Annotated in this window: 23 protein-coding genes; 14 read left to right on the forward strand and 9 right to left on the reverse strand. The window is 74.1% G+C overall.

Annotation, left to right across the window (positions count from 1 at the left end):
• Positions 1 to 172 precede the first annotated feature (172 nt).
• The 3 genes from AB0G84_RS03505 to AB0G84_RS03515 all read left to right on the forward strand — a co-directional run bounded on the left by AB0G84_RS03505 (position 173) and on the right by AB0G84_RS03515 (position 2,543).
• Positions 173 to 811, forward strand: coding sequence for a DUF6758 family protein (locus AB0G84_RS03505; protein ID WP_361314803.1), 639 nt, complete (start codon positions 173 to 175; stop codon positions 809 to 811).
• A gap of 166 nt (positions 812 to 977) precedes the next feature.
• Positions 978 to 1,829 carry a PHP domain-containing protein gene (locus tag AB0G84_RS03510; protein WP_361314806.1) on the forward strand — a complete coding sequence of 284 codons (852 nt, stop codon included), beginning with the start codon at positions 978 to 980 and terminating at the stop codon, positions 1,827 to 1,829.
• A 108-nt stretch (positions 1,830 to 1,937) separates the two neighbouring features.
• Entirely contained in the window at positions 1,938 to 2,543 is a 606-nt protein-coding gene (locus AB0G84_RS03515) for a MarC family protein (RefSeq protein WP_361314809.1), read from the forward strand.
• Positions 2,544 to 2,688: 145 nt separating this feature from the next.
• Here the strand turns inward: AB0G84_RS03515 and AB0G84_RS03520 are convergent, their stop codons facing one another.
• On the reverse strand, positions 2,689 to 2,841 hold the full coding sequence (locus AB0G84_RS03520) for a hypothetical protein (protein WP_093485054.1): 153 nt from the start codon (positions 2,839 to 2,841) through the stop codon (positions 2,689 to 2,691).
• 201 nt (positions 2,842 to 3,042) lie between these two features.
• On the opposite strand from AB0G84_RS03520, the gene AB0G84_RS03525 reads away from it, so the two are divergent.
• Positions 3,043 to 3,969: an NYN domain-containing protein gene (locus tag AB0G84_RS03525; protein ID WP_361314813.1), complete on the forward strand. Its 927-nt coding sequence runs from the start codon at positions 3,043 to 3,045 to the stop codon at positions 3,967 to 3,969.
• A 13-nt stretch (positions 3,970 to 3,982) separates the two neighbouring features.
• Here AB0G84_RS03525 and AB0G84_RS03530 read toward each other — a convergent pair whose 3' ends face one another.
• From AB0G84_RS03530 to AB0G84_RS03540, 3 genes are all read right to left on the reverse strand, one after another.
• Entirely contained in the window at positions 3,983 to 4,444 is a 462-nt protein-coding gene (locus AB0G84_RS03530) for an SRPBCC domain-containing protein (RefSeq protein WP_361314816.1), read from the reverse strand.
• A 129-nt stretch (positions 4,445 to 4,573) separates the two neighbouring features.
• Positions 4,574 to 5,440: an alpha/beta fold hydrolase gene (locus AB0G84_RS03535; RefSeq protein ID WP_361314818.1), complete on the reverse strand. Its 867-nt coding sequence runs from the start codon at positions 5,438 to 5,440 to the stop codon at positions 4,574 to 4,576.
• Positions 5,441 to 5,539: 99 nt separating this feature from the next.
• Positions 5,540 to 7,705 (reverse strand): DEAD/DEAH box helicase, encoded by a 2,166-nt coding sequence (locus AB0G84_RS03540; RefSeq protein WP_361315134.1) that lies wholly within the window; start codon positions 7,703 to 7,705, stop codon positions 5,540 to 5,542.
• Positions 7,706 to 8,155: 450 nt separating this feature from the next.
• Between AB0G84_RS03540 and AB0G84_RS03545 the strand changes: the two genes are divergently transcribed.
• Positions 8,156 to 8,893 carry a ferritin-like fold-containing protein gene (locus tag AB0G84_RS03545; RefSeq protein ID WP_361314820.1) on the forward strand — a complete coding sequence of 246 codons (738 nt, stop codon included), beginning with the start codon at positions 8,156 to 8,158 and terminating at the stop codon, positions 8,891 to 8,893.
• Positions 8,894 to 8,927: 34 nt separating this feature from the next.
• On the opposite strand, the gene AB0G84_RS03550 is transcribed toward AB0G84_RS03545, so the two are convergent.
• The 4 genes from AB0G84_RS03550 to AB0G84_RS03565 form a co-directional block, all read right to left on the reverse strand.
• Positions 8,928 to 9,218: a hypothetical protein gene (locus AB0G84_RS03550; RefSeq protein ID WP_361314822.1), complete on the reverse strand. Its 291-nt coding sequence runs from the start codon at positions 9,216 to 9,218 to the stop codon at positions 8,928 to 8,930.
• Between the two features lie 294 nt (positions 9,219 to 9,512).
• Positions 9,513 to 9,740: a DUF3107 domain-containing protein gene (locus tag AB0G84_RS03555; protein ID WP_361314824.1), complete on the reverse strand. Its 228-nt coding sequence runs from the start codon at positions 9,738 to 9,740 to the stop codon at positions 9,513 to 9,515.
• 141 nt (positions 9,741 to 9,881) lie between these two features.
• The gene (locus tag AB0G84_RS03560; protein ID WP_361314826.1) at positions 9,882 to 10,523 is read right to left on the reverse strand and encodes a TetR/AcrR family transcriptional regulator; all 642 of its coding nucleotides are present in this window, start codon (positions 10,521 to 10,523) and stop codon (positions 9,882 to 9,884) included.
• A 148-nt stretch (positions 10,524 to 10,671) separates the two neighbouring features.
• Positions 10,672 to 10,893 carry a hypothetical protein gene (locus tag AB0G84_RS03565; protein ID WP_361314828.1) on the reverse strand — a complete coding sequence of 74 codons (222 nt, stop codon included), beginning with the start codon at positions 10,891 to 10,893 and terminating at the stop codon, positions 10,672 to 10,674.
• Positions 10,894 to 11,077: 184 nt separating this feature from the next.
• On the opposite strand from AB0G84_RS03565, the gene AB0G84_RS03570 reads away from it, so the two are divergent.
• The 8 genes from AB0G84_RS03570 (at position 11,078) to moeZ (ending at position 20,623) form a co-directional block, all read left to right on the forward strand.
• Complete coding sequence (locus AB0G84_RS03570) at positions 11,078 to 12,109, forward strand: alpha/beta hydrolase (protein WP_361314830.1); 1,032 nt, start codon at positions 11,078 to 11,080, stop codon at positions 12,107 to 12,109.
• Positions 12,110 to 12,117: 8 nt separating this feature from the next.
• Positions 12,118 to 13,581: a DUF3152 domain-containing protein gene (locus tag AB0G84_RS03575; RefSeq protein WP_361314833.1), complete on the forward strand. Its 1,464-nt coding sequence runs from the start codon at positions 12,118 to 12,120 to the stop codon at positions 13,579 to 13,581.
• A 248-nt stretch (positions 13,582 to 13,829) separates the two neighbouring features.
• Positions 13,830 to 15,611, forward strand: coding sequence for a DUF3492 domain-containing protein (locus AB0G84_RS03580; RefSeq protein WP_361314835.1), 1,782 nt, complete (start codon positions 13,830 to 13,832; stop codon positions 15,609 to 15,611).
• Between the two features lie 55 nt (positions 15,612 to 15,666).
• Positions 15,667 to 15,930, forward strand: coding sequence for a hypothetical protein (locus tag AB0G84_RS03585; protein WP_361314838.1), 264 nt, complete (start codon positions 15,667 to 15,669; stop codon positions 15,928 to 15,930).
• Positions 15,927 to 17,444: a hypothetical protein gene (locus AB0G84_RS03590; RefSeq protein WP_361314841.1), complete on the forward strand. Its 1,518-nt coding sequence runs from the start codon at positions 15,927 to 15,929 to the stop codon at positions 17,442 to 17,444. Before AB0G84_RS03585 ends, AB0G84_RS03590 begins: the two co-directional genes overlap by 4 nt.
• Before the next feature lie 235 nt (positions 17,445 to 17,679).
• Positions 17,680 to 18,633: an NAD-dependent epimerase/dehydratase family protein gene (locus tag AB0G84_RS03595; protein WP_361314843.1), complete on the forward strand. Its 954-nt coding sequence runs from the start codon at positions 17,680 to 17,682 to the stop codon at positions 18,631 to 18,633.
• Positions 18,621 to 19,373 (forward strand): spherulation-specific family 4 protein, encoded by a 753-nt coding sequence (locus tag AB0G84_RS03600; protein WP_361314846.1) that lies wholly within the window; start codon positions 18,621 to 18,623, stop codon positions 19,371 to 19,373. Before AB0G84_RS03595 ends, AB0G84_RS03600 begins: the two co-directional genes overlap by 13 nt.
• A gap of 71 nt (positions 19,374 to 19,444) precedes the next feature.
• Positions 19,445 to 20,623: an adenylyltransferase/sulfurtransferase MoeZ gene (gene moeZ, locus AB0G84_RS03605; RefSeq protein ID WP_361314849.1), complete on the forward strand. Its 1,179-nt coding sequence runs from the start codon at positions 19,445 to 19,447 to the stop codon at positions 20,621 to 20,623.
• 103 nt (positions 20,624 to 20,726) lie between these two features.
• Here moeZ and AB0G84_RS03610 read toward each other — a convergent pair whose 3' ends face one another.
• Positions 20,727 to 23,339 carry a flippase-like domain-containing protein gene (locus AB0G84_RS03610; protein ID WP_361315137.1) on the reverse strand — a complete coding sequence of 871 codons (2,613 nt, stop codon included), beginning with the start codon at positions 23,337 to 23,339 and terminating at the stop codon, positions 20,727 to 20,729.
• A gap of 555 nt (positions 23,340 to 23,894) precedes the next feature.
• Between AB0G84_RS03610 and AB0G84_RS03615 the strand changes: the two genes are divergently transcribed.
• Positions 23,895 to 24,338: an MGMT family protein gene (locus AB0G84_RS03615; RefSeq protein WP_361314852.1), complete on the forward strand. Its 444-nt coding sequence runs from the start codon at positions 23,895 to 23,897 to the stop codon at positions 24,336 to 24,338.
• Positions 24,339 to 24,368 lie beyond the last annotated feature (30 nt).

The raw sequence follows: 24,368 nt of genomic DNA on the forward strand, positions 1-24,368 counted from the left end.
AAGTTAGGGGCCCTAAAGAGTGCAAGATGCAACTAATCTTCGAGGTGGGCGGGTCGGCGGTGTCGGCGGCGGCGGAAAGCGGTCAAGTGCGGGGCCCGGTACGTGAATCCGGGCACACCGGTCGAGTGATCGTCCTTGACGCGGCGGCGGCCCTGGAGGACTGTTGGACCTTATGAGGGGCGAACCCAGTTGCCCGAAGTGCGGAGGCCGGGTACGGGCGCCCGGTCTCTTCTCCGACACCTGGCAGTGCGCCGAGCACGGCACCGTGCACCCGCTCCAGCCGGTGGTCCCGCCGAGCGTCGAGGCGCTCGGCGTCGTGGTGCACCGCGCCCAGGTGCCGGTGTGGATGCCCTGGCCGCTGCCCGTCGGCTGGCTGTTCACCGGTGTGGCCTGCGCGGGTGACGAGCGCAGCGGCGGCCGGGCGACCGCGGTGGCCTGCACCGGGCCCGGACCGCTCGGCGGGCCGGGTGAACTCCTGCTGATCGCCGAGGAACTGGGCGTCGGGCTGGGTGCGCGCTACGCCGGCATCGACGGACTCGACCCCGGCTCGCGGCTGAGTATGGACGGACCGCCGCACGCCAAGGTCCTCGCGGCCGGTCGCCCCACCCCGCTGTGGCAGGTCGGCGGTGCGCCGCCGGACCGGGCGGTCTTCGCCGGCGAGGCGCGCGGGCTGTGGCTGTGGGCGATCGCCTGGCCCGAGAAGTCCGGGGTGCTGTTGTACGACGAGCTGGTGCTGACCGATCTGCGGGAGGCCGGCGCCGAGGTGGACCTGCTGCCGTGCGGGGCGCTCTCGCCGCGGATCCTGAGCTGACCGACCGGGCCGCGGCACCGCCCCTGGTGCCGCGGCGGGGGTGACGGCGCCGGGCACCGTCCGGCCGCCCGGTATCCTTCTGGAGTCCCCTCGCGGCGCCCCCGCACCCAGCGGCCGGGCCCGCACCCCGTCCCCGTCCGTCCCGCAGCAGTCTGGAGTCCGTGTCGTGCGCATCGACCTGCACACCCACTCCACGGCGTCCGACGGTACGGACACCCCCGCCGAGCTGGTGCGCGGCGCCGCGGCGGCCGGGCTGGACGTCGTCGCACTGACCGACCACGACAGCGTCGCCGGGTACGCCGAGGCGCGCGCCGCGCTGCCCGCGGGGCTGACGCTGGTCACCGGCGCCGAACTGTCCTGCCGGATCGACGGGGTGAGCCTCCATATGCTCGCCTACCTCTTCGACCCCGCCGAGCCCGAACTCGCCCGCGAGCGGGAGCTGGTGCGCGACGACCGGGTGCCGCGCGCCCGGGCGATGGTCGGCAAGCTGCGCGACCTCGGGATGCCCGTCACCTGGGAACAGGTCGAGCGGATCGCCGGGGGCGGCGCCGTCGGGCGGCCGCACCTCGCCACCGCCCTGATGGAACTGGGCGTGGTCGGCTCGGTCGACGAGGCCTTCACCTCGCTGCTGGCAGGCGACGGCCCGGCGTACGTGGAGAAGCACGAGCTCGACCCGTTCGAGGCGATCCGGCTGGTCAAGGCCGCGGGCGGGGCCACCGTCTGTGCGCACCCGCTGGCCGTCAAGCGCGGCCGGTGCATCCCGGAGAGCGTGCTCGCCGAACTCGCCGCGGCCGGCCTCGACGGCATCGAGGTCGACCACATGGACCACGACGGGCCCACCCGCGCCCGGCTGCGCGCGCTGGCCGCCGAGCTGAACCTGCTGACCACCGGCTCCAGCGACTACCACGGCAGCCGCAAGACCTGCCGCCTCGGTGAGTACACCACCGACCCCGAGGTCTACGGCGAGATCGTGCGCCGTGCGACCGGGGCGTTCCCCGTTCCCGGCGCCGGCGGCTGAGTCCGCCCGCCCTCCTGCTCCTGCGGGTCCGCACGCGTTCCCGCACGGTCCGCGTGCCGCATCGGCCCGTGTTCGCTCGTCCGCACCACCTCTCGCAAGGCCTTCACCGTGTTCGACATCGCTGTCTTCAGTACCCTCTTTGTCACGCTATTTGTGATCATGGATCCCCCGGGCATCACCCCGATCTTCCTGGCCCTCACCTCCGGCCGGCCGGCCAAGGTCCAGCGCCGGATGGCCTGGCAGGCCGCCGCCGTCGCCTTCTGCGTCATCGCCGTCTTCGGCCTCTTCGGCCGGCAGATCCTCGGCCGGCTGCACATCTCCACCCCCGCGCTGATGATCGCGGGCGGGCTGCTGCTCCTGCTCGTCGCGCTGGACCTGCTCACCGGGAAGTCGGAGGAGCCGACCCAGACCAAGGACGTCAATGTCGCCCTGGTACCGCTGGGGATGCCGCTACTGGCCGGGCCGGGCGCGATCGTCTCGGTGATCCTCGCGGTGCAGCACGCCCATGGGTTCGCGGCGCAGCTCTCGGTGTGGGCGGCGATCGCGGCCATCCATGTGGTGCTGTACGTGGTGATGCGGTTCTCGCTGGTGATCATCCGGGTGATCAAGGATGGCGGGGTGGTCCTGGTGACCCGGCTCGCCGGCATGATGCTCTCCGCGCTGGCCGTGCAGCAGATCATCAACGGAGTGCTGCAGGTGATCCAGAGCGCCTGAGCCCGGCACGCCGCAGCGCCCCCGTACGGCGTGTTCCGTACGGGGGCGCTGCGGTGTCGTGATCAATTGGCGCCGGTGCGTCGTCGGCGTGCGTCCTCAAGGACGTGCGGTGCCGGGCCGGGGTGGGCGTGAACGGATATCGGTGTTAACGAGCGGCGGTGTCGGCCGGGCGGATGTAAATGCGCTGGCCGGTTGCGGCGGCCTGCTGCACGATCCGGTTGACGGAGGCGGCGTCCACGACGGTGCTGTCCACGGCGGTGCCGTCGACGTCGTCCAGGCGCATGATCTCGAAGCGCACAGGCTTCTCCCTTCGTCTGATCCTCCTGCGGAGAACTTCTTGGTGATACGGGTGCGCGGCGTCGCTGCCAGGCGCTCCGTCGGGTACAACACGGCTACCCGGGCAATCATTCCCTACGCTAAAGAAAATTTTCGACGGTCTAAATACCGCCTGGTGGAGCGCTTGTGTCCGCCGAGCGGGCGCCCGGACAATGGGTCCCGTATGAACGACGTCCGGCCCACCGGCCCCACCGACCTCGCCACGCTCGCCGCGGGCATCGAGCGCACCAACGAGCTGCTCACCCGGGTGCTCGCCCAGGCCACCGCCACCACCCCGTCGACCCATGCCGCCTTCGTGGACGCCGGCTATGTCTACGCCGCGGTGGGCAAGCTGGTGGCCGGCACGGAGGACCGCAAGGGCTTCGAGCTGGACGCCGAGGGGATGATCGAGGCGTTCATCGACAAGGCCCGGACGATCTTCCCGGACAGCCGGCTGCTGCGCGTCTACTGGTACGACGGCGCCCGCCGCCGCCTCCACACCCAGGACCAGCAGCGAATCGCCGAGCTGCCCGACGTCAAGGTCAGGCTCGGCAACCTCAACGCCAACAACCAGCAGAAGGGCGTCGACTCACTGATCCGCTCGGACCTGGAGTCGCTGGCCCGGCACCGTGCGATCAGCGACGCGGTGCTCATCGGCGGCGACGAGGACCTGGTCTCCGCGGTCGAGGCGGCGCAGGGCTACGGCGCCCGGGTGCACCTGTGGGGCATCGAGGCCCCCGCCGGTCGCAACCAGGCCGAGCCGCTGCTGTGGGAGGTCGACAGCGCCCGCACCCTCGACCTGGACTTCTGCAAGCCCTACGTCACCCGCCGCACCGGCGCCGAGTACCTCGACCCGGCGCCGGAGGGCCCGGCACCCGGCCGGGAACAGGTCCGCTTCGTCGGTGCCCAGGTTGCCGCCCAGTGGCTGGCGGAGCGCGGCCGGGAGTGGGTGGCCGACCTCCTGCCCGGTCACCCGTACCTGCCCGGCACCGTCGACCAGGAGCTGCTGACCGCCGCGGAGGCGCTGCTGCGGCACTCCCTGCGCAGCCACGCCGATCTGCGCCGGGTGCTGCGGGACGGCTTCTGGGAGCACGTCCAGGCGCAGTACTGACGCGTCGGCCCGCTCAGGCCCGGGCGAGGAGCTCCGCCAGCCGGTCGAAGAAGCTCGCCCAGCCCGCCTCCGCCTGCTGGTACTGCTCCGTGCTGAGGTTCCCGCCGAGCTGGCGGAAGGCCATCTCCGTACGGTCCCCCAGATCGCTCAGGGTGACCCGGACCAGCTCGCCCTCCGCACCGCGCGGGGCGGAGGAGTCCTTGAGCGTGAACTCCAGCCGCTCGGGCGGCGCCACCTCGCGGTAGACACCGAAGAACGGCAGCTCACCGCCGTCCGGTGTGCACAGCACCAGGCTCCACGCCCCGCCCGGCCGCACCTCCATCGTCATCCGGTCGGCCGGCACCGCCAGCTCCCCGCCGAACCAGTACGCGAAGTGCTCGGGCGTCGTCCAGGCCTCGAAGACCCGCTCGCGGCGGGCGTCGAAGGTCCGGGTGAGCGCGATGCCGTGCGGGTCGTCCCGGTGGTTCTCGGTCATGGTCGAGCCCTTCGTGCGAAGCCGGTGCCGGCCGGGCGTCGGTGGCCGCCCGCACCGTCGATGCTCGCCGAACCGCCCCGCGCTGTCCCGGCGACACCCCGCGCGGCCGCCCCCCCCGACGACCCCGGCTCAGCCGACCCCGCTCCAGAACCCGGTCAGCGCCTCGGCTGTCTTCTCGGGCCGTTCGGCGTTGGGGGAGTGCTCGGCGCCCTCGATGACCGTACGGCGGGCGGCCAGCCGCTTCGCCATCGCATCCAGCGACGGCACCGGCCAGGCGTAGTCCACGGCCCCGGAGACGACGTGCAGAGCCGGCCCCGCACCCGCCAGTTCGGTCACCCGGTCGGGCTCCGCCAGCATCTGACGGCCGGTCGCGATCAGCTGCTCGGGGACGGTGTTCAACCAGCGGCGGTGCAGGAACGCGCCGATGTCCGGCGGCGTCGCGGCGTCCGCAGCCTCCGGCGGGTCCAGCTCCCGCATCGCCCGCCACACGCTCGCCATGTCGAGCGTGCCCAGCGCCTCGATCAGCATCCGCACCCGCGCCTGCTGCGCCGCCTCGATGGCCCCGGGGCCGGAGCTGAGCAGGGTGAGCGAACGGAACGCCGCCGCGTCGCGCAGCACCGCGGCCCGGGCGACCAGCCCGCCCAAGGAGTGCCCCAGCAGGTGCAGCGGACCGCTGTCCGGCTCCCGTATGGCCCGCGCCTGGGTCAGCACGTCCTGGGCCAACTCGGCCTGTGCATACGCCCGTTCGTCGCGCGGACCGGGCGATTCGTGCTGCCCGCGGCCGTCCACCGCGACCGCCCGGAACCCGGCAGCGGCCAGCGGCGCCAGCAGGGCGATGAAGTCCTCCTTGCTGCCGGTGAACCCCGGCACCAGCAGGGCGGTCCCGATCGGCGCGCCCTCGGGCCGGGCGTCGTGCACCGCGAACGCCCCGCGGTCGGTGTCGAGTCGGTACGCGCGGGCGCACGGGGGCAGTGTGAGGAAGGGCGGCCTGCTCATGGCTCCGAGATTATCCGGCCGGGCGGCGGAACCGGGCCGGGACGCCGACGGCCCGGCACCGCACGGGGCGGGGCCGGGCCGTCGGGCGCGGACGTGGCGTCAGCTGGTGGCCGCCGCCTCGTCCGCGGTGGCCTTGGCGCGGGTGCGGCGGCGCACCGGCTTGGCCTCGCCGGCCTCGCCCGCGGCGTCACCGGCCGGCGCGGCGGCGGTCTTCTGCACGGCCTTCCGGGTCCGCTTCGGCTTCGCCGGGGCCTCGCCGGCCTCCTCGGTCACCGCCGCGGCCGGCGCCGCCGCGGCCGCCGTCTTGGCGGTCTTGCGGGTGCGCTTGGGCTTGGCCGGTGCGGCCTCGGCGCCTTCGGCGGTGTCCACCACGGCCTCGGCGGCCTCGGCGGCCGGCTTGGCGGCGGCGGTCTTCTTCACCGTCTTCCGCGTCCGCTTGGGCTTCTCCGGTGCGGCCTCGGTGCCCTCCGCGGTGTCCACCACGGCCTCGGCGGCCTCGGCGGCCGGCTTGGCAGCGGCGGTCTTCTTCACCGTCTTGCGGGCCCGCTTGGGCTTGGCCGGTGCGGCGTCGGTGCCTTCGGCGGTGTCCACCACGGCCTCGGCCGCAGTTTCGGCCACGGTCTCGGTCACCACGGCCGGTGCCGCCTCCGCGGCCGCCCGCGCGGTGCTGCGGGTACGGCGGCGACGCGGCGCGGGCGCGGCCTCCGCGGCCGGCTCGTCCGCCTCGGTGCCGGCCGGTGCCGTCGCGACGGCCTCCGTCGCCGGAGCCGGCACCGTGGCCGCCCGGCCGTTACGGGTGCGGCGGCGCCGGCGCGGCTGGCGCGGAGTGCCCTCGGCGGCCTGGGTGCCCTCGGCGGTCTCGACCGCCTCGGTCGCCGCCCCGGACGCGGCTGCGTCCTCCACCGGCGTGCCGCTACGGGTACGGCGGCGCTGCCGCGGCGTACGGGTGCGCGGGGGACGCGCCTCCTCGACGCCGGCGCCCTTGCGCGGACCACGGCCGCGACCGCCGGTCTCGCCCAGGTCCTCGACCTCTTCCGCCGCCAGCCCCGCCCGGGTCCGCTCGGCGCGCGGCAGCACGCCCTTGGTGCCCTCGGGGATGTTCAGCTGCTCGTAGAGGTGCGGCGAGGTGGAGTAGGTCTCCTCCGGCTCGTCGAACGGCAGGTCCAGCGCCTTGTTGATCAGCTTCCAGCGCGGGATGTCGTCCCAGTCGACCAGGGTGACCGCAGTGCCCTTGGCGCCCGCGCGGCCGGTACGGCCGATGCGGTGCAGGTAGGTCTTCTCGTCCTCGGGGGACTGGTAGTTGACGACGTGCGTGACGCCCTCGACGTCGATGCCGCGGGCGGCGACGTCGGTGCACACCAGGACGTCGACCTTGCCGTTGCGGAAGGCCCGCAGCGCCTGCTCACGGGCGCCCTGGCCGAGGTCGCCGTGCACCGCGCCGGACGCGAAGCCGCGCCGGGCGAGCTGGTCGGCGATGTCGGCGGCGGTCCGCTTGGTACGGCAGAACAGCATCGCCAGGCCCCGGCCCTCGGCCTGCAGGATGCGCGCGACCATCTCCGGCTTGTCCATGGAGTGCGCGCGGAAGACGTGCTGGGTGATGTTGGCGACCGTCGCGCCCTCGTCGTCCGGCGCGGTGGCGCGGATGTGCGTGGGCTGCGACATGTAGCGCCGCGCCAGCGAGATGACCTGGCCGGGCATGGTCGCGGAGAACAGCATGGTCTGCCGCTTGGCCGGCAGCAGCTGGATGATCTTCTCGACGTCGGGCAGGAAGCCCAGGTCGAGCATCTCGTCGGCCTCGTCCAGCACCAGGGTGCGCACCTGCGAGAGGTCGAGCTTCTTCTGGCCGGCGAGGTCCAGCAGTCGGCCGGGCGTGCCGACGACCACGTCGACGCCCTTCTTGAGCGCCTCGACCTGCGGCTCGTAGGCCCGGCCGCCGTAGATCGCCAGCACCCGGACGTTACGGACCTTGCCGGCGGTGAGCAGGTCGTTGGTGACCTGGGTGCACAGCTCGCGGGTCGGCACCACGACCAGCGCCTGCGGCGCCTCGGTCAGCTGCTCGGGCTGCGCCCGGCCGACCTCGACGTCCACGGGTACGGTGACCCGCTCCAGCAGTGGCAGGCCGAAGCCCAGGGTCTTGCCGGTGCCGGTCTTGGCCTGGCCGATGACGTCGCTGCCGGAGAGGGCGACGGGGAGCGTCAGCTCCTGGATGGGAAAGGGGGAGATGATGCCGACGGCCTCCAGGGCCTCGGCCGTCTCGGGGAAAATCCCGAGGTCTCGGAACGTAGACAGAATCTTGCCTCTTCTGTGAGACGCGGCGTGAGGCGGCGAAGGGGGTCGTACCGCTCCGTCGTACGGGTTCGTACGGGGCCGGCCTGATGGCGGCCGGTGGCGCGGGACCACTGCCAACGCTCAGGCACTCCTGCCGCGAGCGGTGTGCCTCCTGCTGTGCGTATGTCTGGTACGCGCCGCGAAGGAGGGCGGTCGGTTTGGAGCCGATCGGGCCACCGACCGGGCATCCGCTTCGTGGAACGACCCACCGACTACTCGGCAGGTCCAATACCACTGTACCCCGGATGAGGCTCCCTCATCCGAAGGCTTGTATGAGTGAGGAATTCGTCACGTCGCCCGCGCCGGCCTGCGGCCCCGTCGCACCGGTGATCGTCCATGGCTGACCAGGGCCTTCCCCGGGCGGCTGAGCGGGCTATTGTGCCGGTCATGGGAACGCCTGAGAACGCCGCGGCTGACGCGCAAGAACACACCGGGATCGCCGCCCAGAACTGGGCGCAGGCCTCCGCCGACCCGCAGTACCGGGCCGCCGTGATCGATCTGCTCGGCGCGCTCGCGTACGGCGAGCTGTCCGCCTTCGAGCGCCTGGCGGAGGACGCCAAGCTGGCGCCGACGATGGACGACAAGGCCGAGCTGGCCAAGATGGCCTCGGCCGAGTTCCACCACTTCGAGCGGCTGCGGGACCGGCTCGCCCACATCGAGGCGGAGCCGAACGAGGCAATGGAGCCGTTCGCCGCCGCGCTCGACGAGTTCCACCGCCAGACCGCGCCGTCGGACTGGCTGGAGGGCCTGGTCAAGGCGTACGTCGGCGACTCGATCGCCAGTGACTTCTACCGCGAGGTCGCGGTCCGCCTGGACTCCGACACCCGCGACCTGGTGCTGGCCGTCCTGGACGACACCGGCCACGCCACCTTCGCCGTGGAGAAGGTGCGCGCGGCCATCGAGGCCGACCCCCGGGTCGGCGGGCGGCTCGCGCTGTGGGCGCGGCGGCTGATGGGCGAGGCGCTCTCGCAGGCGCAGCGGGTCGTCGCGGACCGCGACGCACTGTCCACGATGCTGGTCGGCGGCGTGGCCGACGGCTTCGACCTGGCGGAGGTGGGCCGGATGTTCTCCCGGATCACCGAGGCGCACACCAAGCGGATGGCGGCGCTGGGGCTGGCGGCCTGACGCTGCTGCTGTTGCCGGAGGGGTGTCGGACGGTTCAGGCCGTCCGGTGCCCCTTCAGCGTCGTGGCCGGCCGCCGAAGACGGCGGTGCGAGGGGCGCACCAGGACCGAGAGCAGCGCCGCCCCGACGGCGACCGCGGCCACCATCACCTGGATCGGGTGGCCCGGGCCCAGGATCGAGCGGGTGAGCAGAGCACCGAGCAGCGCCGCGACCGGCCCCGTCGCCAGGGTGAGGGCGCGCGAGGGGAAGCGGTCGGGCAGCCTGTGCGTGGCGGACAGGGCGATGGCGAAGCCGATGAGAACGGCTCCGAGCGCTTCCCAGATCATGCTGTCCCTCCCGTGTGTCGTGGGTTTCCTTGTGCCGGCGCCGGTCGTGCCGGCCCGTGGTGCCGAGGTGTCGTGTGGTGCCGATCGGGCCGTCCGGGTCGGACGAACAAATCGGTCGTAGGCGGTCGTACCCAAGGGGTCGCGGCAGCAACCCTCCGGTCGGCGATCGGCTGCCCGATCGGCCGACCGGGTCGACTCGAACGGTCCGATCTGCGAAAAGACGGCGGCCCGGAGGGATGTCCCCCCGGGCCGCCGCCCTCGTTCCGCTGCCGGCGCCACCGGGGCGCCGTGCCGTCAGAGCGTGCCGAAACCGACCTTGCGGGTGGCCGGCTCGCCGAGCTCCACATAGGCCAGCCGGTCCGCCGGGACCAGGACCTTGCGGCCGTGTTCGTCCACCAGCTTCAGCAGCTCCGACTTGCCGGCCAGCGCCTCGGACACCGCGCGCTCCACCTCTTCGGCAGACTGCCCGCTCTCCAGAACGATCTCGCGGGGTGCGTGCTGCACGCCGATCTTGACCTCCACGGCTACTGTCCCTCCGACGGTCTGGGGGTCCCCCAGCGTCGACTGGGGGAGGGTGCGCGGACATCCGCGCTGTACGCAGCACACATTAGCCCGGTACGGGGACGCGCAGGACGCCGCGCACCACGCCAGCAGCGAACACGGTCAGTGCGTGTCGCTTCCGTGCAGCGGGAATCCGGCGATGCCCTTCCACGCCAGCGAGGTCAGCAGCGCCACCGCGGTGTCCCTGGGGACCGCGCTCTCGGAGGACAGCCAGTAGCGCGCCACCACCTGGGAGACCCCGCCCAGCCCCACGGCGAGCAGCATCGACTCGTCCCGCGACAGGCCGGTGTCCTCGGCGATCACCGCGCTTATGGCCTCGGCGCACTCCAGCGACACCTTGTCCACCCGCTCGCGGACCGCCGGCTCATTGGTCAGGTCCGACTCGAACACCAGGCGGAAGGCGCCGCCGGGGTCCTCCACGTACGCGAAGTAGGCGTCCATCGTCGCCGCGACCCGCTGCTTGTTGTCGGTCGTCGACTCCAGCGCCGTACGCACCGACTGCAGCAGCGACTCGCAGTGCTGGTCGAGCAGCGCGAGGTAGAGGTCCAGCTTGCCCGGGAAGTGCTGGTAGAGCACCGGCTTGCTGACGCCCGCCCGCTCGGCGATGTCGTCCATCGCGGCCGCGTGGTAGCCCTGCGCCACGAACACTTCCTGGGCGGCGCCCAAGAGCTGGTTGCGCCGGGCCCGTCGTGGCAGGCGTGTGCCCCGCGGGCGCGCCGCCTCGGTCTGCTCGATGGCGCTCACGCTGCCTCCCAGAAGTCGTTCCAAACGCGGTCCGTACAAGGTGGTGCACCGCGCCCGCCATCGTACTTTTGGGTAACCCGGCTGTGCGCGGCCCGGGGCGAGAATTTCTCTCCGGTACCGCCCCGGTAACCTGACATAACGCCCCAGGTCATCGGTATTCGTCTTCGTTGAGCTCCACGACGCGGGCCTGTTCGGCACGGTCGGCCTCGTTCGCCGAGTAGGTGTCGGTGCCGTTCAGCGGCTCGTCACGGTGCGGTGCGAGATCGGCGTACTGCTCCGCGGCGTCCGCCTCCGGCGCCTCGACGTCGAACTCGGTGGCGGAGTCACTGTCGTCCTCGAAAGTGTCCGGGTCTGTCGGATCGACGCGCATGGTGGCTCCCTTTCTCGCGGACTTTCTCACGGACTCGCAATCATCGGCTGGTGCCTGTCAGGAAAGCAGGGGCCGGAGCGGCTGCCCTCGCCTACGAGCCTAGGAGAGCCGTCGCGGCGGCGCGATGCGGTGTGTGACCGCGAACACACAATCGGGGGCGTGATCGTCTCGTAACATCGACCCCATGTCTTCGACCGAGTCGCCGGACACCGCGACCGCCGCTCTCCCGGTGCCCCCGGCCGGCCCCGGCCGGCGCGGCGCGGCGGAGACGGTGCGCACCGTGACCCTGCCCGGCCTCACGCTGACCGTACGGGCCCCGGCCGGGCGGCCGGAAGGCCACGACGGCGCGGCGGACGGCAGCGGCGGCGGCTCCGGCGCGGCGCGCGAGCCCGCCCTCTACGTCCACGGCCTCGGCGGCTCCTCGCAGAACTGGTCCGCCCTGATGCCGCTGCTCGCCGACCGGCTCGACGGTGAGGCGATCGACCTGCCGGGCTTCGGCCTGTCGCCCCCGCCGGACGACGGCAACTACGCGGTCTCCGCGCAGGCCCGCGCGGTCATCCGCCACCTCGACGCGGCCGACCGCGGCCCGGTGCACCTGATCGGCAACTCCATGGGCGGCGCCGCGGCGACCCGGGTGGCCGCGGTGCGCCCGGACCTCGTCCGCACCCTGACCCTGATCTCACCGGCGCTGCCCGAACTGCGGCCGCAGCTGACGGCGGTGCCCACCGCGCTGCTCGCGGTGCCGGGCATCACTGGGGTGTTCGCCCGACTCACCCGGGACTGGACGCCCGAGCGCCGTACCCGCGAGGTGATGGCGCTCTGCTACGGCGACCCGGGCAAGGTCACCCCGGAAGGGTTCAACGACGCGGTCGACGAGTACGCCCGGCGGCTGGAACTCCCCTACTTCTGGGAGGTCATGGAGCGCTCGGCGCGCGGCCTGGTGAACGCCTACACGCTCGGCGGACAGCACAATTTGTGGCGCCAGGCAGAGCGCGTGCTCGCGCCGACCCTTCTCGTCTACGGTGGACGCGATCGCCTGGTCTCCTTCCGGATGGCCCGGCGGGCGGCCGCGGCGTTCCGCGGTTCGCGGCTGCTGACGCTGCCGGAGGCGGGACACGTGGCGATGATGGAGTACCCGGAGACGGTGGCGCGGGCGGTCCGCGACCTGCTCGACTCCGCCGTGACCGATGTGACCGCTGATGCGGGCAGGAGCTGACACGCCCCGTGGGACGCCATAGCCGTCGAGGCCGGCCGGAGACTCCGGCAGACACCCCCGATCCGGCCACGCCGCCGGGAGCGCCGGCCGCCGGGCCGGGCTCGGGACGCCGCCGGCGCGAGCCCCCGGAGGGCGACACGGTGCGCGGCGGCCACCCCGAGCAGCGCGAACCGGGCGGCGGCTGGGGCGCGTTCCCCACGGCGCCGTCCGCACCCGCACCCGGGCAGGCCGCGCCGCGGATCCCCAGGCCCCGCGCCGAGATGTCCGGTACCCGGCCGATGGCCGTACCGGGCCGCGAGTCGGGCCCGCGGCGCGAGTACGTGGCGGCCTTCGACGCGGCCGGCTCGACCGGCGCGGCCGACGGGACCGGCCTCGACGACGCGGACGACGACGTCTTCCGGGCCGGAGCGCCCGGCGCTGCCGGTTTCCCGCGTGCCGCCGGGGACGCCCAGGGCGGCACCCCCGTACCGCCCGGCGGACGGTTCACCGGACGGTCGGTGGTCTTCGAGCGGAGCACGGCCCCCGCGGCCGACGCGGCGTACGCGGCGCACCCGGCCGGCGCGGTCGATGCGGCCGGAGAGCCGGCCGGCGGCCACCCCGCCGAGGCGTCCGGCGCCCCCGGCGGTGACGGCGGGGAGGTCGAGGAGGCGCGGCACGGCGCCAGGAAGGGCGGCATGGGCCGGACGTTCACCGGTGCGGCGGCCGCGGCGGTGACCACCGTGCTCGCCGTGGTCATCGCCGGCCAGGTCACCGAGCAGCACAAGAAGGACGGCGAACCGCAGCCGCGCAGCGGCCCCGACCGCAGTGACGGCACCGACGACGAGGCCTCCCGGTCGCACGCCAGGCCCGCCCAGGACGCCAAGGCCGCCAGCTATGACGAGCAGATGACCCAGGTCTTCCCGCTGGCCGCGGATCTGACGGCCAGTGGGCGGTTCACCCCGGTCCCCGGCGGGGCCAAGGCGCCCGGCCACGGCAAGGTGCTGCGCTACCGCGTGGACATCGAGGAGGGGCTGCCGCTGGACGGCAAGCTGTTCGCCGAGGCGGTGCATAAGACCCTCAACGACGATCGGAGTTGGGCGCACGGCGGGGCGATGACCTTCGAGCGGGTCTCGTCCGGCCACGCGGACTTCGTGATCACGTTGGCGAGCCCGGGGACCACCGGGACGTGGTGCGCCAAGTCCGGCCTGGACACCACCGAGGACAATGTTTCCTGCGACTCGGCGGCCACCGAACGGGTCATGATCAACGCCTACCGCTGGGCACAGGGCGCCAAGACCTACGGGCACGACAAGATGCTCGCCTACCGGCAGATGCTGATCAACCACGAGGTCGGTCACCGGCTCGGGCACAACCACGAGAGCTGCTCCCGGCAGGGCGCCCTGGCGCCGGTGATGATGCAGCAGACCAAGTTCCTGACGACCGACGGAGCGACCTGCCGGCCCAACTCCTGGCCGTTTCCCACCCAGCGGTAGCCGGCCGCCCGGCCGCGGTGACCGGGGCCCGTCCCGCTGTCCGCGGGGCGGCGCTCCACGGCACAGCGCACACATACCGCGTCGAAACGCCCCTACGGGCGATAAGTTACGTGCTTTCACCCCTTCCGGTGGTGCGACGGACAACCGTCCATCGCGCCACCGGCCCTTCTGCATAGCTTCTTCCTGCAGGTGACGGCGGTGCGGCCGTCGTGCCAGGGATGCCGATATGGGAGGACGGGGGTGCAGTCATGCGGATCGGACTGCTCACCGAGGGTGGTTACCCGTACGCGCCGGGTGCGTCACAGGCGTGGTGTGACCGGCTCGTACGCGGGCTGACCGGCCACGACATCGAGGTGTACGCCCTCGCCACGCAGGCCCGCCAGGAGGAGCTCCGGGCCCCGTCACTGCCCGCCCAGGTACGGCGGGTGCACACCGCGCCCCTCTGGGGCGCCTTCCCCGCCGGCCACCACCGGGGCTCCGAGGAGCGCCGGGGCCGGTCCCACGGTCGGCGCGAACGGCGCCGCTTCGCCGAGCACTTCGGCGCCCTGGTGACCGCCTTCACGGCGCCGCCGGCCGGCCCGGAGGGGGCCCCAGGCGCCCCGCCGGCCAGCAAGGCGGACCGTTTCGCCAGCGGTCTCTACGGGCTCGCCGAGCAGGCCGGCGACCAGGGCGGACTGCCCGTCCTGCTGCGCTCCGACGACGCCGTGCGCATCCTGGAGTCCGCCTGCCGCGGCCCCCGCGCGCTGCCCGCCGCCCACGGCGCCCGCGTCGCCGACCTGCTGGCGGTCGCGGCCCACCTCGAACTCGCCCTGCGGCCCCTGTCGTTGGACTGGTACGGCGACCGGGGCACCCCCGGTCTCGACGCCGTGGACCTCTGCCACGCCACCTCGGGCGGGGCGGCGGCCCTCCCCGGGCTGGTGGCCAAGCGCTCCTTCGGCACCCCGCTGCTGGTCACCGAGCACGGTGTCCGGCTGCGCGAGCACTACCTCGCCCGCGCCGCGGCGCCGCTGAGCGCGCCGGTGCGCGCCCTGCTCGCCGCCTTCCAGGGCGCACTGGCCGCCGAGACCTACGCCCAGGCGGCCCTGATCACCCCCGGCAACACCCACACCCGCCGCTGGCAGGAGCGCTGCGGTGCCGACCGCGCCCGGCTGCGGACGGTCTACCCGGGCATGGACGCGGGCCGCTTCACCGCCGTCGCGGACGCCCCGGCCGATGACTCCAAGACCCTGGTGTGGGTCGGCTCCATCGAGCCGGCCAAGGACCTGGTGGCGCTGCTGCACGCGTTCGCCGAGGTCCGCCGGGCCGAGCCGGCGGCCACCCTCCGGATCGTCGGCGGGGTGGGCCGCCACCCGGAGGCGCCCGGCTATCTCGCGCACTGCCGGGCGCTGGCCGCCCAGCTCTTCCCCGACGAGGCGGCCGACGCCCGCACCGTCGGCGAGAACCCGGTCAGCTTCGAGGAGCTCGGCGGCCCCGAGGCGCCGCTCCTGGAGGAGGCCTACGCCTCGGCCGCGGTGGTGGTGCTCTCCAGCGTCGTCGAGGGCTTCCCACGCTCCCTGGTGGAGGCGATGTTCTGCGGACGCGCCACGGTGTCGACCGACACCGGCGCGGTCTGCGAAGTCATCGGCGGCACCGGCCTGGTCGTCCCGCCGCGCAACCCGCGCGCGCTCGCGGCGGCCTGCCGGGCGCTGCTCGGCGACCCCGAGCGCCGAGCCCGGCTGGGGGCGGCGGCCCGGGCGCGGGCGCTGGAACTCTTCACCGTCGAGCAGAACGCCGCGGCATTTCGTGGCATCTACCTGGAGCTGATCTCGCACGCGCCGGCCCGCCCGGCGGACCGCGGTGGGCTGGACGTCCACGGTGTGCCGCAGCCGTTCGCCCGGCCCGCCGAATCCCATGTCCCCGGCCGCTGGGCCGCGACCGGCGCCGCCGCCAGGGCCGCCGCGCCGGCCGGCCGCACACCGAGCTGGGCGGCCTGCCAGGGGGAGCGACGGGGTGAGCGGCGCGCCGGGGGCCGGGTGAGGTTCGAGACATGACAAGGCCGTGGGGACGGGGGCAGCGCGATGAGGCAGTCAGGGTCGGCGTAGGGAGATGGCAGTGGTGAACGGTGTGGTGGACGTGATGTGCGCGATGGGCGTGGTGGGCGTGGCCCTGGTCACCGGCATGGCCGATGTGGCCCACGCCGGCAACCGGGACGGGCTCCGGCGCCGTGCCCGCGCCGGTGCCCCGGCGCCCGCCGGCGAGCGCACCGCCCCGGCCGGATCCGGCGCCCGCTTGCGGGAGTTCGCCGGACGCCGCGCCCGCCCCGGCCGCCGCGGCTGTACGGCGGCCCCGGCGGACGGAGACGGCGCATGACCGCGCCCGAGGGCGGCGGCGTCCCCGCCCTGGAGACCGTGGTGGAGGCTCGCGGGGCCGTCGCGGCGGGCTCCGCGGTGACGGGCTCCGCGCTGACGGGCTCCGCGGTGACGGGCCCTGCGGTGACGGGCCCTGCGGTGGCGGGTTCCGGAGCCGCCGGGGAGAGTCGTACCGCCCGGCCCGTACGCCGCGGACCCGCCGACCCGGTACGCGCCCTGATGCACCGTCACCAGATGCTGTGTGCCCACGCCGTCGACGCGCTGGAGATCGCCGCCGGCCTGGAGGCGCACGGCGTCACCGACCGCACGGCCGCCCGCTTCCGGCACCGTGACGTCTTCTCGCTGGCCGAGGAGCTCTACGCCAGGGTGCCCCGCGCCGGGCAGGACGGCGGGCCGGCCGGGGCGGGGCCCGGAGCCGCACACCCGGTGTGGGGCGCGGGCGCCGCGGCGGCCGGCCCCGCGGACACCCCCGGGGGCGGCCGGCCGGCCGGGTCCGCCGGCGCCCTCGGCCCCGCTCCCGGCGCCGCGCCGGAGCACGCCGAACGGGCGGTGCCGGGCGGCCCGGCGGCGGGGATGCCCGCACCGGGACTGCCCCCGGGGCACGCGGCCCCCGCCCCCTCCGGGAGCCAGGGGTGGGGAGGACCCTGCACGGCCGCGCTCCAGCTGCTCCCGGGCGCCGTCGCCGTCGCTGCCGTCGCCGCCCCCGCCGCGCTGGGCGATGCGGTAACCCCCGTACTCCACACCGGCGTTGGTGCCCTCGGCGCGGTCCTGGTCGCGCTCGCCGTCCGGCTGGCCGTCCGGTCCGGGCCGCTGCGCGCCCGGCACTCCGCCCCGGGGCCGCGCACCGCGGCGCTGTGGGTCTGCTGGACCGCCGGCTATGCGGTCCTCGGCGACTGGCTGCTCGGCGAACTGCAGGCCGGCGGCACCGACCTGCCGTACGCCGTCCCCCGGGCGGCCGTCGCCACCGCCGTGGCGCTGCCCTGCGCGGTGCTGCCCGCGGCCGGCTGCGCCCGCTGGTTCGCCCTGCGCGGCCGGCGCGCGCTGGCGGCCAGCCGCGGCCTGGAGGAGTTCGCCGCCCGCGTCCGGCCGCTGCTGCTCGCCGCCACCGCTCTCTTCCTCGCCGCCCAGACGGTGCTTCTCCTGGGCGCACGGGTGGTCCTCGGCGGTGACGGCGCGGTGGCGGCGGTGGCGGTCGCCGCCCTGGGGACGCTGCTCTTCCTCGCCCGTCTGCTGGTCGTCCACGGCTTCCCCGGTGCGGCCGCCGCCGGCCTGGCGTGCGCCGCCGCCCTGGAGGTGCTCGCCCCGGCCCTGGTCCTGACCGCCCGGCTCCCCGGCCTCGGCCCGCTGAGCACCCCGGTCGACGTGCTGACCAGCGCCGCCGGGCCGGCCGCGGTCCCCGCCCTGGCCTGCACCGCCGCCGCCCTCGGCCTCCTGGGGTACGGCCTGCGGGCGCTCACCGGCGCCAGTGCGCACGCGGCCGTCCCCACCGGACCGCCGAGGCCGCACCGGCCGTGACCGTCCGCACCACCCCCGTCCCCCACCGCCCCGCACCCGCGCACGGGCTACCGCCCCCGAACGGGCACCCCGGAACCGCCCCCTTCGGACGCTTCACCGCGTCCCCACCCGGCCTCCGTCCCAGGGCGGGCACCGGCCCCGCGGCGAAGCCGACGTACTTCCCACCATCCGTATGAGGAGCAGGACACATGAACCTCCAGCCGACCACACGCCACGCGGACCGGGGGGTCACACGATGAGGGTGCTGCTCATCGGCGCCAATGGCTATCTGGGCCGCTATGTCGCCGACCGCCTGCTCGCCGACCCCGCCGTCCAGCTCACCGCCCTCGGGCGGGGCGACGACGCCGACGTCCGCTTCGACCTGGCCACCGGCAGCCCGGGGGCGCTCACCCGCTTCCTCGACGCGGTGCACCCCGGCGTGGTCGTCAACTGCGCCGGCGCCACCCGCGGTGGCGCCCGCGAGCTGACCCGGCACAACACCGTCGCGGTCGCCACCATCTGCGAGTCGCTGCGCCGCAGCGGCTGCGGTGCCCGGCTCGTCCACCTTGGCTGCGCCTCCGAATACGGGCCCTCCCAGCCCGGCTCCTCGACCGCCGAGGACGCGGTGCCACGCCCCGGCGGCCCGTACGGCGTCAGCAAGCTCGCCGCCACCGAACTCGTCCTGGGCTCCGGGCTCGACGCGGTGGTGCTGCGGGTGTTCTCCCCGGTCGGGCCGGGCACGCCGGCCGGCTCGCCGCTGGGACGGCTGGCCGAGGCGATGCGCCGCGCCATGCAGTCCGGCGACAGCGAACTCAAGCTCGGCGGGCTCGGCGTCCAACGGGACTTCGTCGACGTACGGGACGTCGCCCGGGCCGTGCACGCCGCGTCGCTCTCCGCCGCGCAGGGCGTGGTCAACATCGGCACCGGCCGCGCGGTACGGCTGCGCGAGGCCGCGTCGGTGCTGGCCCGGGTCGCCGGCTTCGGCGGGGCGCTGCACGAGCTGGACTCGCCACCGGCCCGGCTGGTCATCCCCAGCCCGGCCGGCGAGCACCCCGGCGCGCCGCCCGCGACCTACCCCTACCCGGACGGCTGTGGCACCTGGCAGCAGGCCGATGTGCGCACCGCCCGCGACCGGCTCGGCTGGCGGCCCCGGATCGTCCTGGAGGAGTCCCTGGCCGACATCTGGATGGAGGCCGCGTGTCGCATCTGATCACGCCGTCCGGCGGCACCCGCGCCCCCACCGGGGCCGGGCCGCTGGGCATCGGCGTACCCGGTTTCGCGCATCCGCTGCTGGCGCCCGCCGAGTGGGCCGGGCTGCTGGGCTGCCCGCCGGGGCTCGTGCACTGGGCGGTGCTCGATGTGTCCAACGGCCCCGGGATCCGCCCCGACCCGCACTGCCGGCCGGCCGCCGCCCGGCTCCGCGAGACGGGCGTACGGGTACTGGGGCACCTGGACCTGGCGCGCGGCACCCGGCCCCTGGGCGAGCTGATCTCCGAGGCGCACCGCTACCGGGAGTGGTACAAGGTCGACGGCTTCTGGCTGGCCCGCCCGCCCGCCGGCCGCGCGCAGCTGCCCCGGACCCGGCAGGCGGTCACCGCGCTGCGCGCCCTGTGCGACGGCGGGCACTTCGTCCTGGGGCACGGCACCCACCCGCACCCCGGCTACGCCGAGGCCGCCGACCAGCTCGTCACCTTCGCCGGGCGCTGGTCGGACTACCGCTGGTCCCAGGTGGCCGAGTGGACCGCCGACCACCCGCCGCAGCGGTTCTGCCACCTCGTCCACAGCGTGCCGGCCACGCACCTGGAGGAGGCGCTGCGGATCGCCCGCTGGCAGGGGGCGGGCACCGTGTACGTCACCGACCGCCGTGACCGGTGCGGAGACGCTTGGGAGGCGCTGCCCGGCTTCTGGGACGCATGTGTCTCGCGCATCGGAACATGTGTCTCGGAATGAAGAGGGGCGTGGCAGTGTTACGGGAAGAACACCAGTCCTGAGATACCGACCAACCCTTGTTGAGGTCATCCGTGTCGCTGCCACCCCTGGTCGAGCCCGCTCCGGAGCTCACCGTCGACGAGGTACGCAGGTACTCCCGCCACCTGATCATCCCCGATGTCGGGATGGACGGGCAGAAGCGGTTGAAGAACGCCAAGGTGCTGTGTGTCGGCGCCGGCGGCCTGGGCTCGCCCGCGCTGATGTATCTGGCCGCGGCGGGCGTGGGCACGCTCGGCATCGTGGAGTTCGACGAGGTCGACGAGTCGAACCTGCAGCGCCAGATCATCCACAGCCAGGCGGACATCGGCCGCTCCAAGGCGGAGTCCGCCAAGGACACCGTCCTGGGCATCAACCCGTACGTCACGGTCAACCTGCACCAAGAGCGCCTCGACTCCACCAACGTCATGGAGCTCTTCGCCCAGTACGACCTGATCGTGGACGGCACGGACAACTTCGCCACCCGCTACCTGGTCAACGACGCCTGTGTGCTGCTGAACAAGCCGTACGTCTGGGGCTCGATCTACCGCTTCGACGGCCAGGCCTCGGTGTTCTGGTCCGAGCACGGCCCCTGCTACCGCTGCCTGTACCCGGAGCCCCCGCCGCCGGGCATGGTGCCCTCCTGCGCCGAGGGCGGCGTGCTGGGCGTGCTGTGCGCCTCCATCGGCTCCATCCAGGTCAACGAGGCGATCAAGCTGCTCGCCGGCATCGGTGACCCGCTAGTCGGCCGCCTGATGATCTACGACGCACTGGAGATGACCTACCGTCAGGTCAAGGTCCGCAAGGACCCCGACTGCGCGGTCTGCGGCGAGAACCCGACCGTCACCGAGCTCATCGACTACGAGGCCTTCTGTGGTGTCGTGTCCGAGGAGGCGCAGGAGGCGGCGGCCGGCTCGACGATCACTCCCCAGCAGCTCAAGGAGTGGATCGACGCCGATGAGAAGATCGACATCATCGACGTCCGCGAGCCCAACGAGTTCGAGATCGTCGCCATCCCGGGCGCCCGGCTGATCCCGAAGAACGAGTTCCTGATGGGCAACGCCCTCCAGGACCTCCCGCAGGACCGCAAGATCGTCCTGCACTGCAAGACGGGCGTCCGCTCGGCCGAGGTGCTCGCCGTGCTGAAGTCCGCCGGCTTCGCCGACGCGGTGCACGTGGGCGGCGGCGTCATCGGCTGGGTCAACACCATCGAGCCGGAGAAGCCGGTCTACTGACCGACACCTGAGCACCCGCACCGGCGGGCCGCGGCACCGCGCCGCGGCCCGCCGGTGTGCTGTGCCGGGCCGCTCGGGCCAGGAACGCCGTGGCGGCCGAGGGTCAGATCTCGCCCTTGCGGGTCAGATAGCTGAAGGCCACCCAGCCGGGCAGCACCGGCAGCCAGAAGACCATCAGCCGGAACAGCAGCACCGCCGGGAACGCCACGTCACCGGCCAGGCCGGCGAAGGTCAGCGCACCGATCAGGGCGCCCTCGACGGCCCCCACACCTCCCGGGGTGGGGGCGGCGGAGCCCAGCGCGTTACCGGCGAGGAAGGCGACCGCGATACTCGCGTAACTGAGCTGGTCGCCGCCGAACGCCCGGATCGAGGCGTCCAGGCACATCACGTTCGCCGCGGTCAGCAGCAACATCCCGCCGATGCCGGTGACCAGCTTCCGGGGCCGCTGGAGGATGTCCAGCATGCGGGGGACCACCCCGGCGAACAGCGAGCGCACCCGTGTCGAGACGAACTTCCGCAGCACAGGGACGGCCGTGACGACCAGCACCAGTACGGCGACGGTCAGCAGCCCGGCAATGACCGTACGGGACGGTGAGATCTGCGGCGCGTGCTCGGTGCCGGTGAGGTAGCCGAACGCCAGCAGCAGCACGATGTGGCTGCCCAGCCCGAACAGCTGGGACGCGCCGACGCTCGCCACCGCAAGACCCGGACGGACCCCGGCCCGCTGGAGGAAGCGGGTGTTGAGCGCCACGCCGCCGATCGCCGCGGGCGCCACCAGCTTCACGAAGTCGCCCGCGACCTGCGCGACGACGGCCTTGACGAACGACACCTTCTCCGTGACGAAGCCCAGCAGGCTCATCGCCGCCGCGATGTACGTCACCACCGAGAAGAGCATCGCGACCAGCACCCACTCCCACCGGGCCTCGCTGATCACATCGCCCAGGTTGAAGTTGGTGAGCTGGGACAGCAGCAGGTACACCGCGAAGGCACCGGCGATCCAGCTGATCAGGATCCGCGGGCTCAGCCGCTCCAGCTTCGCCGGCTCGATCACCGCAGTGGGCCGGATCAGCAGCACCTGCCGGCGGATCTGGGCCAGCAGGTCCTCCTCACGGGCCTCCTCGCTCGCCTCGTCCAGCGCCCGCTTCTCGGCGCTCTTCTCGGCGTGCCGCTCGGCCCGTATCGTCTTGCGGTCCTTGGGGTCACCCGCCTCGCGGGCCTCCCGCGCTTCCTTGGCGGCCTGCGACGCGGCCAGCACCGCCTCCCGCTCCCGCTTGCTGCGCTCGCGGGCCAGCTGGCGCAGGGTGGCGCGGGTGGTGCGGCTGAGCGCGATCGGCTGGAGCATCGGAAGGCAGTCGGCGACCGGGTCCGGTCCGAGCACCTCGACGGCGGCGGCCACCGCCCGCTCGGCGCCGACCCGCAGCCCACAGGTGGCCAGCAGCTGGGCGATGTCCATCCGCAGCACCAGGTCACCGGCCGCGATCTCGCCGCCGCGCAGATCGGTCAGCACGATGTTGCCGCCCTGGTCCACCAGCAGCGCGTCCCCGACCAGCCGCCGGTGCGCGATCCGCCGGGACTGCAGCGCCTCGACCTGTCGCCACGCGCTGTGCATCAGCGCATCGGTGATCTCGTCGTCGGCCAGCGAGTCGAAGGTGCGGCCCCCGATGTGCTCGTAGACCAGCATCACCGCGTCCGGGCCGAGCTCCGAGGTGGCGATCAGCTTGGGGGCGTGGGCCCCGGCCGCGATCGCCGCGTACGACAGCAGCGCCTCCTGCTCCAGCGCCTGGCGCAGCGACTGCAGGCTGCGGCGCTGGTTGATGCCGCGCAGCGACAGCCGCCGCCACACCCGGTAGAAGAAGCCCTGGGCCTGCTGCTCGCGGTCGACGACGGTGACGTCGATGGGCGGGCCGTCCTCCAGGGTGACGAGGTAGCGCCGGCCGCGGTCGGCGTGCTCGGCGCTGTCCTGGCCGGCGGCGTCCTCCGCGCGCATCGCGCTCACCGGGTGGAAGCCGACCCGGCGCAGGCCGGCGAGGAGGTTCTGGCCGGTGGGGCGGACGTTGGGGGAGCCGACCGCGTAGAGGGTGCCGAAGGCGACGGTCCAGCCGATCAGCACCGTGATGATGATCGCGAACGGGGTGGTGTACCGCCCGACCAGCACCGCGAACGCGTCCAGCAGCAGCACGCACCACATCGCGACCCGCCAGCGCGGCCGGCGGGACATCCCCACCGCCGTCATATAGGCGATCACCGGGGCCAGATAGCTGTGCACCGGAGCCGAGAGCGCACCGTTCGCCAGCGGCTGGGTCAGCGCGACCCGGATCGAGGCGGGGGCGGACTCGGCCACCCACAGGTCGGTGGCGAGCGACACCCCGTGCGCGAGGACGGCGGCGAGCACACCGTCGGCGATCCGCAGCCCGTCCCGCTTGATCAGCCGCTCCACGGCGAACGCCACCGGCACGATCAGCACCGCGACACTGGACGTCAGCCCCGCCAGGTTGATCAGCAGTGGGGGCGCCGCCTTCGCGCCGGTGCCGATGTCCCGCGCCAGCCCCTGGGTGGTGCCGTGCGCGAACGTCGCCAGCGCCAGCACCAGGGCGATCCCGGCCATGCCGAGCAGCAGCCGCAGCAGATCGGAGGGCCGGTGCACCCGCGCGGGCAGCAACGGCTCGTCACCGGAGACCCGGTCGACGTCGAACTCGCCGGACGCATCGGCACTCAGGTCGGCGCGGTGCGAGCCCGTCCGGACCCTGCCCGGGGCCGCACCGGGAGTTGCCGCCGGACCACTGTCGCGCCCGGTGTGCTCGTCCTGCGCCTGCTCGTCCTTCCGCTCCTCCTTGTCGAGCGCAGTTGGCTCGGGCTCCCTGGGCCCCTGCGGCCTCTCGGACGCCCCTGGTCTTTCGGCCTTCTCGATCGTGCTCGCCTTTTCGGTAGCGGAAGCCGTGGCCGGCCCCCGTTGGTGCTTCCCCGCGACGGGCAGCGCGTCAGGGGCGCCCGCCTCCCGCGGAGGCGCCGCACCCTGCTGCTCGGCCGTCTCTTCTTGATCTCGTATCACCAGTCACCGTCCGGAAGATGGTGGCACGGCCGGCCGGTGCGGGCGGGCATCAGGGTGCATTTCGGGGGTACGGGAAGCGGAACCTCCGCCCCCGCTGGGGTGCGGGCGCAGGGCGTGCCACCGTCCGTACCACTGCTGACGACGCCGTGCCGCCGGCCCCTCCGGTGGTGCGGGACCGTGTGTCCGATCCCATTGTCGGCGCCGTACGGCAGGATGGACCGAATGAGTGGGACCGGAGACACCACGGCGGACGACCTGCCCGAGTACCCCGAGTACGCGGAGCGGGTGCTGGCCGTCGCCGAGCTGATCCCGCCGGGCCGGGTGATGACCTACGGCGATGTCGCGGAGTGGCTGGCGGGGGAGGCCGAGCCCGAAGGGGCGGCGGCCGAGGACGCCGACGGGCCGGGGGCACCTCCCGGCGGGGGCGGCGGACCGCGCCAGGTGGGCCGGGCGATGGCCCTCTACGGCGGCGCCGTGCCCTGGTGGCGGGTGGTCCGCGCGGACGGCCGGCTGCTGCCCGGCAGCGAACGGCGCGCACTGGCCCACTACCGCGAGGAAGGCACCCCGCTGCGCGAGTCCGGAAAGAGCGCCGGGGACCGCATACCGCGGCTCGACATGCGGCGGGCGCGCTGGGACGGCCGCCGGGACGGCTCCGGCACGCCCTAGCGTGTACCGCACGGCGCCGGCCTGGCAGGC

Origin of the sequence: Streptomyces sp. NPDC020742, from assembly GCF_040641675.1 — a bacterium.
In the GTDB taxonomy this organism is placed as follows: Bacteria; Actinomycetota; Actinomycetes; order Streptomycetales; family Streptomycetaceae; genus Streptomyces.

Excerpts from the sequence above, each read along its gene's own strand:
- AB0G84_RS03505 (WP_361314803.1), top strand. The coding sequence starts at position 173 with ATGAGGGGCGAACCCAGTTGCCCGAAGTGCGGAGGCCGGGTACGGGCG.
- AB0G84_RS03525 (WP_361314813.1), top strand. The coding sequence starts at position 3,043 with ATGAACGACGTCCGGCCCACCGGCCCCACCGACCTCGCCACGCTCGCC.
- AB0G84_RS03530 (WP_361314816.1), bottom strand. The coding sequence starts at position 4,444 with ATGACCGAGAACCACCGGGACGACCCGCACGGCATCGCGCTCACCCGG.
- AB0G84_RS03535 (WP_361314818.1), bottom strand. The coding sequence starts at position 5,440 with ATGAGCAGGCCGCCCTTCCTCACACTGCCCCCGTGCGCCCGCGCGTAC.
- AB0G84_RS03545 (WP_361314820.1), top strand. The coding sequence starts at position 8,156 with ATGGGAACGCCTGAGAACGCCGCGGCTGACGCGCAAGAACACACCGGG.
- AB0G84_RS03550 (WP_361314822.1), bottom strand. The coding sequence starts at position 9,218 with ATGATCTGGGAAGCGCTCGGAGCCGTTCTCATCGGCTTCGCCATCGCC.
- AB0G84_RS03565 (WP_361314828.1), bottom strand. The coding sequence starts at position 10,893 with ATGCGCGTCGATCCGACAGACCCGGACACTTTCGAGGACGACAGTGAC.
- AB0G84_RS03570 (WP_361314830.1), top strand. The coding sequence starts at position 11,078 with ATGTCTTCGACCGAGTCGCCGGACACCGCGACCGCCGCTCTCCCGGTG.
- AB0G84_RS03580 (WP_361314835.1), top strand. The coding sequence starts at position 13,830 with ATGCGGATCGGACTGCTCACCGAGGGTGGTTACCCGTACGCGCCGGGT.
- AB0G84_RS03585 (WP_361314838.1), top strand. The coding sequence starts at position 15,667 with ATGGCAGTGGTGAACGGTGTGGTGGACGTGATGTGCGCGATGGGCGTG.
- AB0G84_RS03590 (WP_361314841.1), top strand. The coding sequence starts at position 15,927 with ATGACCGCGCCCGAGGGCGGCGGCGTCCCCGCCCTGGAGACCGTGGTG.
- AB0G84_RS03595 (WP_361314843.1), top strand. The coding sequence starts at position 17,680 with ATGAGGGTGCTGCTCATCGGCGCCAATGGCTATCTGGGCCGCTATGTC.
- AB0G84_RS03615 (WP_361314852.1), top strand. The coding sequence starts at position 23,895 with ATGAGTGGGACCGGAGACACCACGGCGGACGACCTGCCCGAGTACCCC.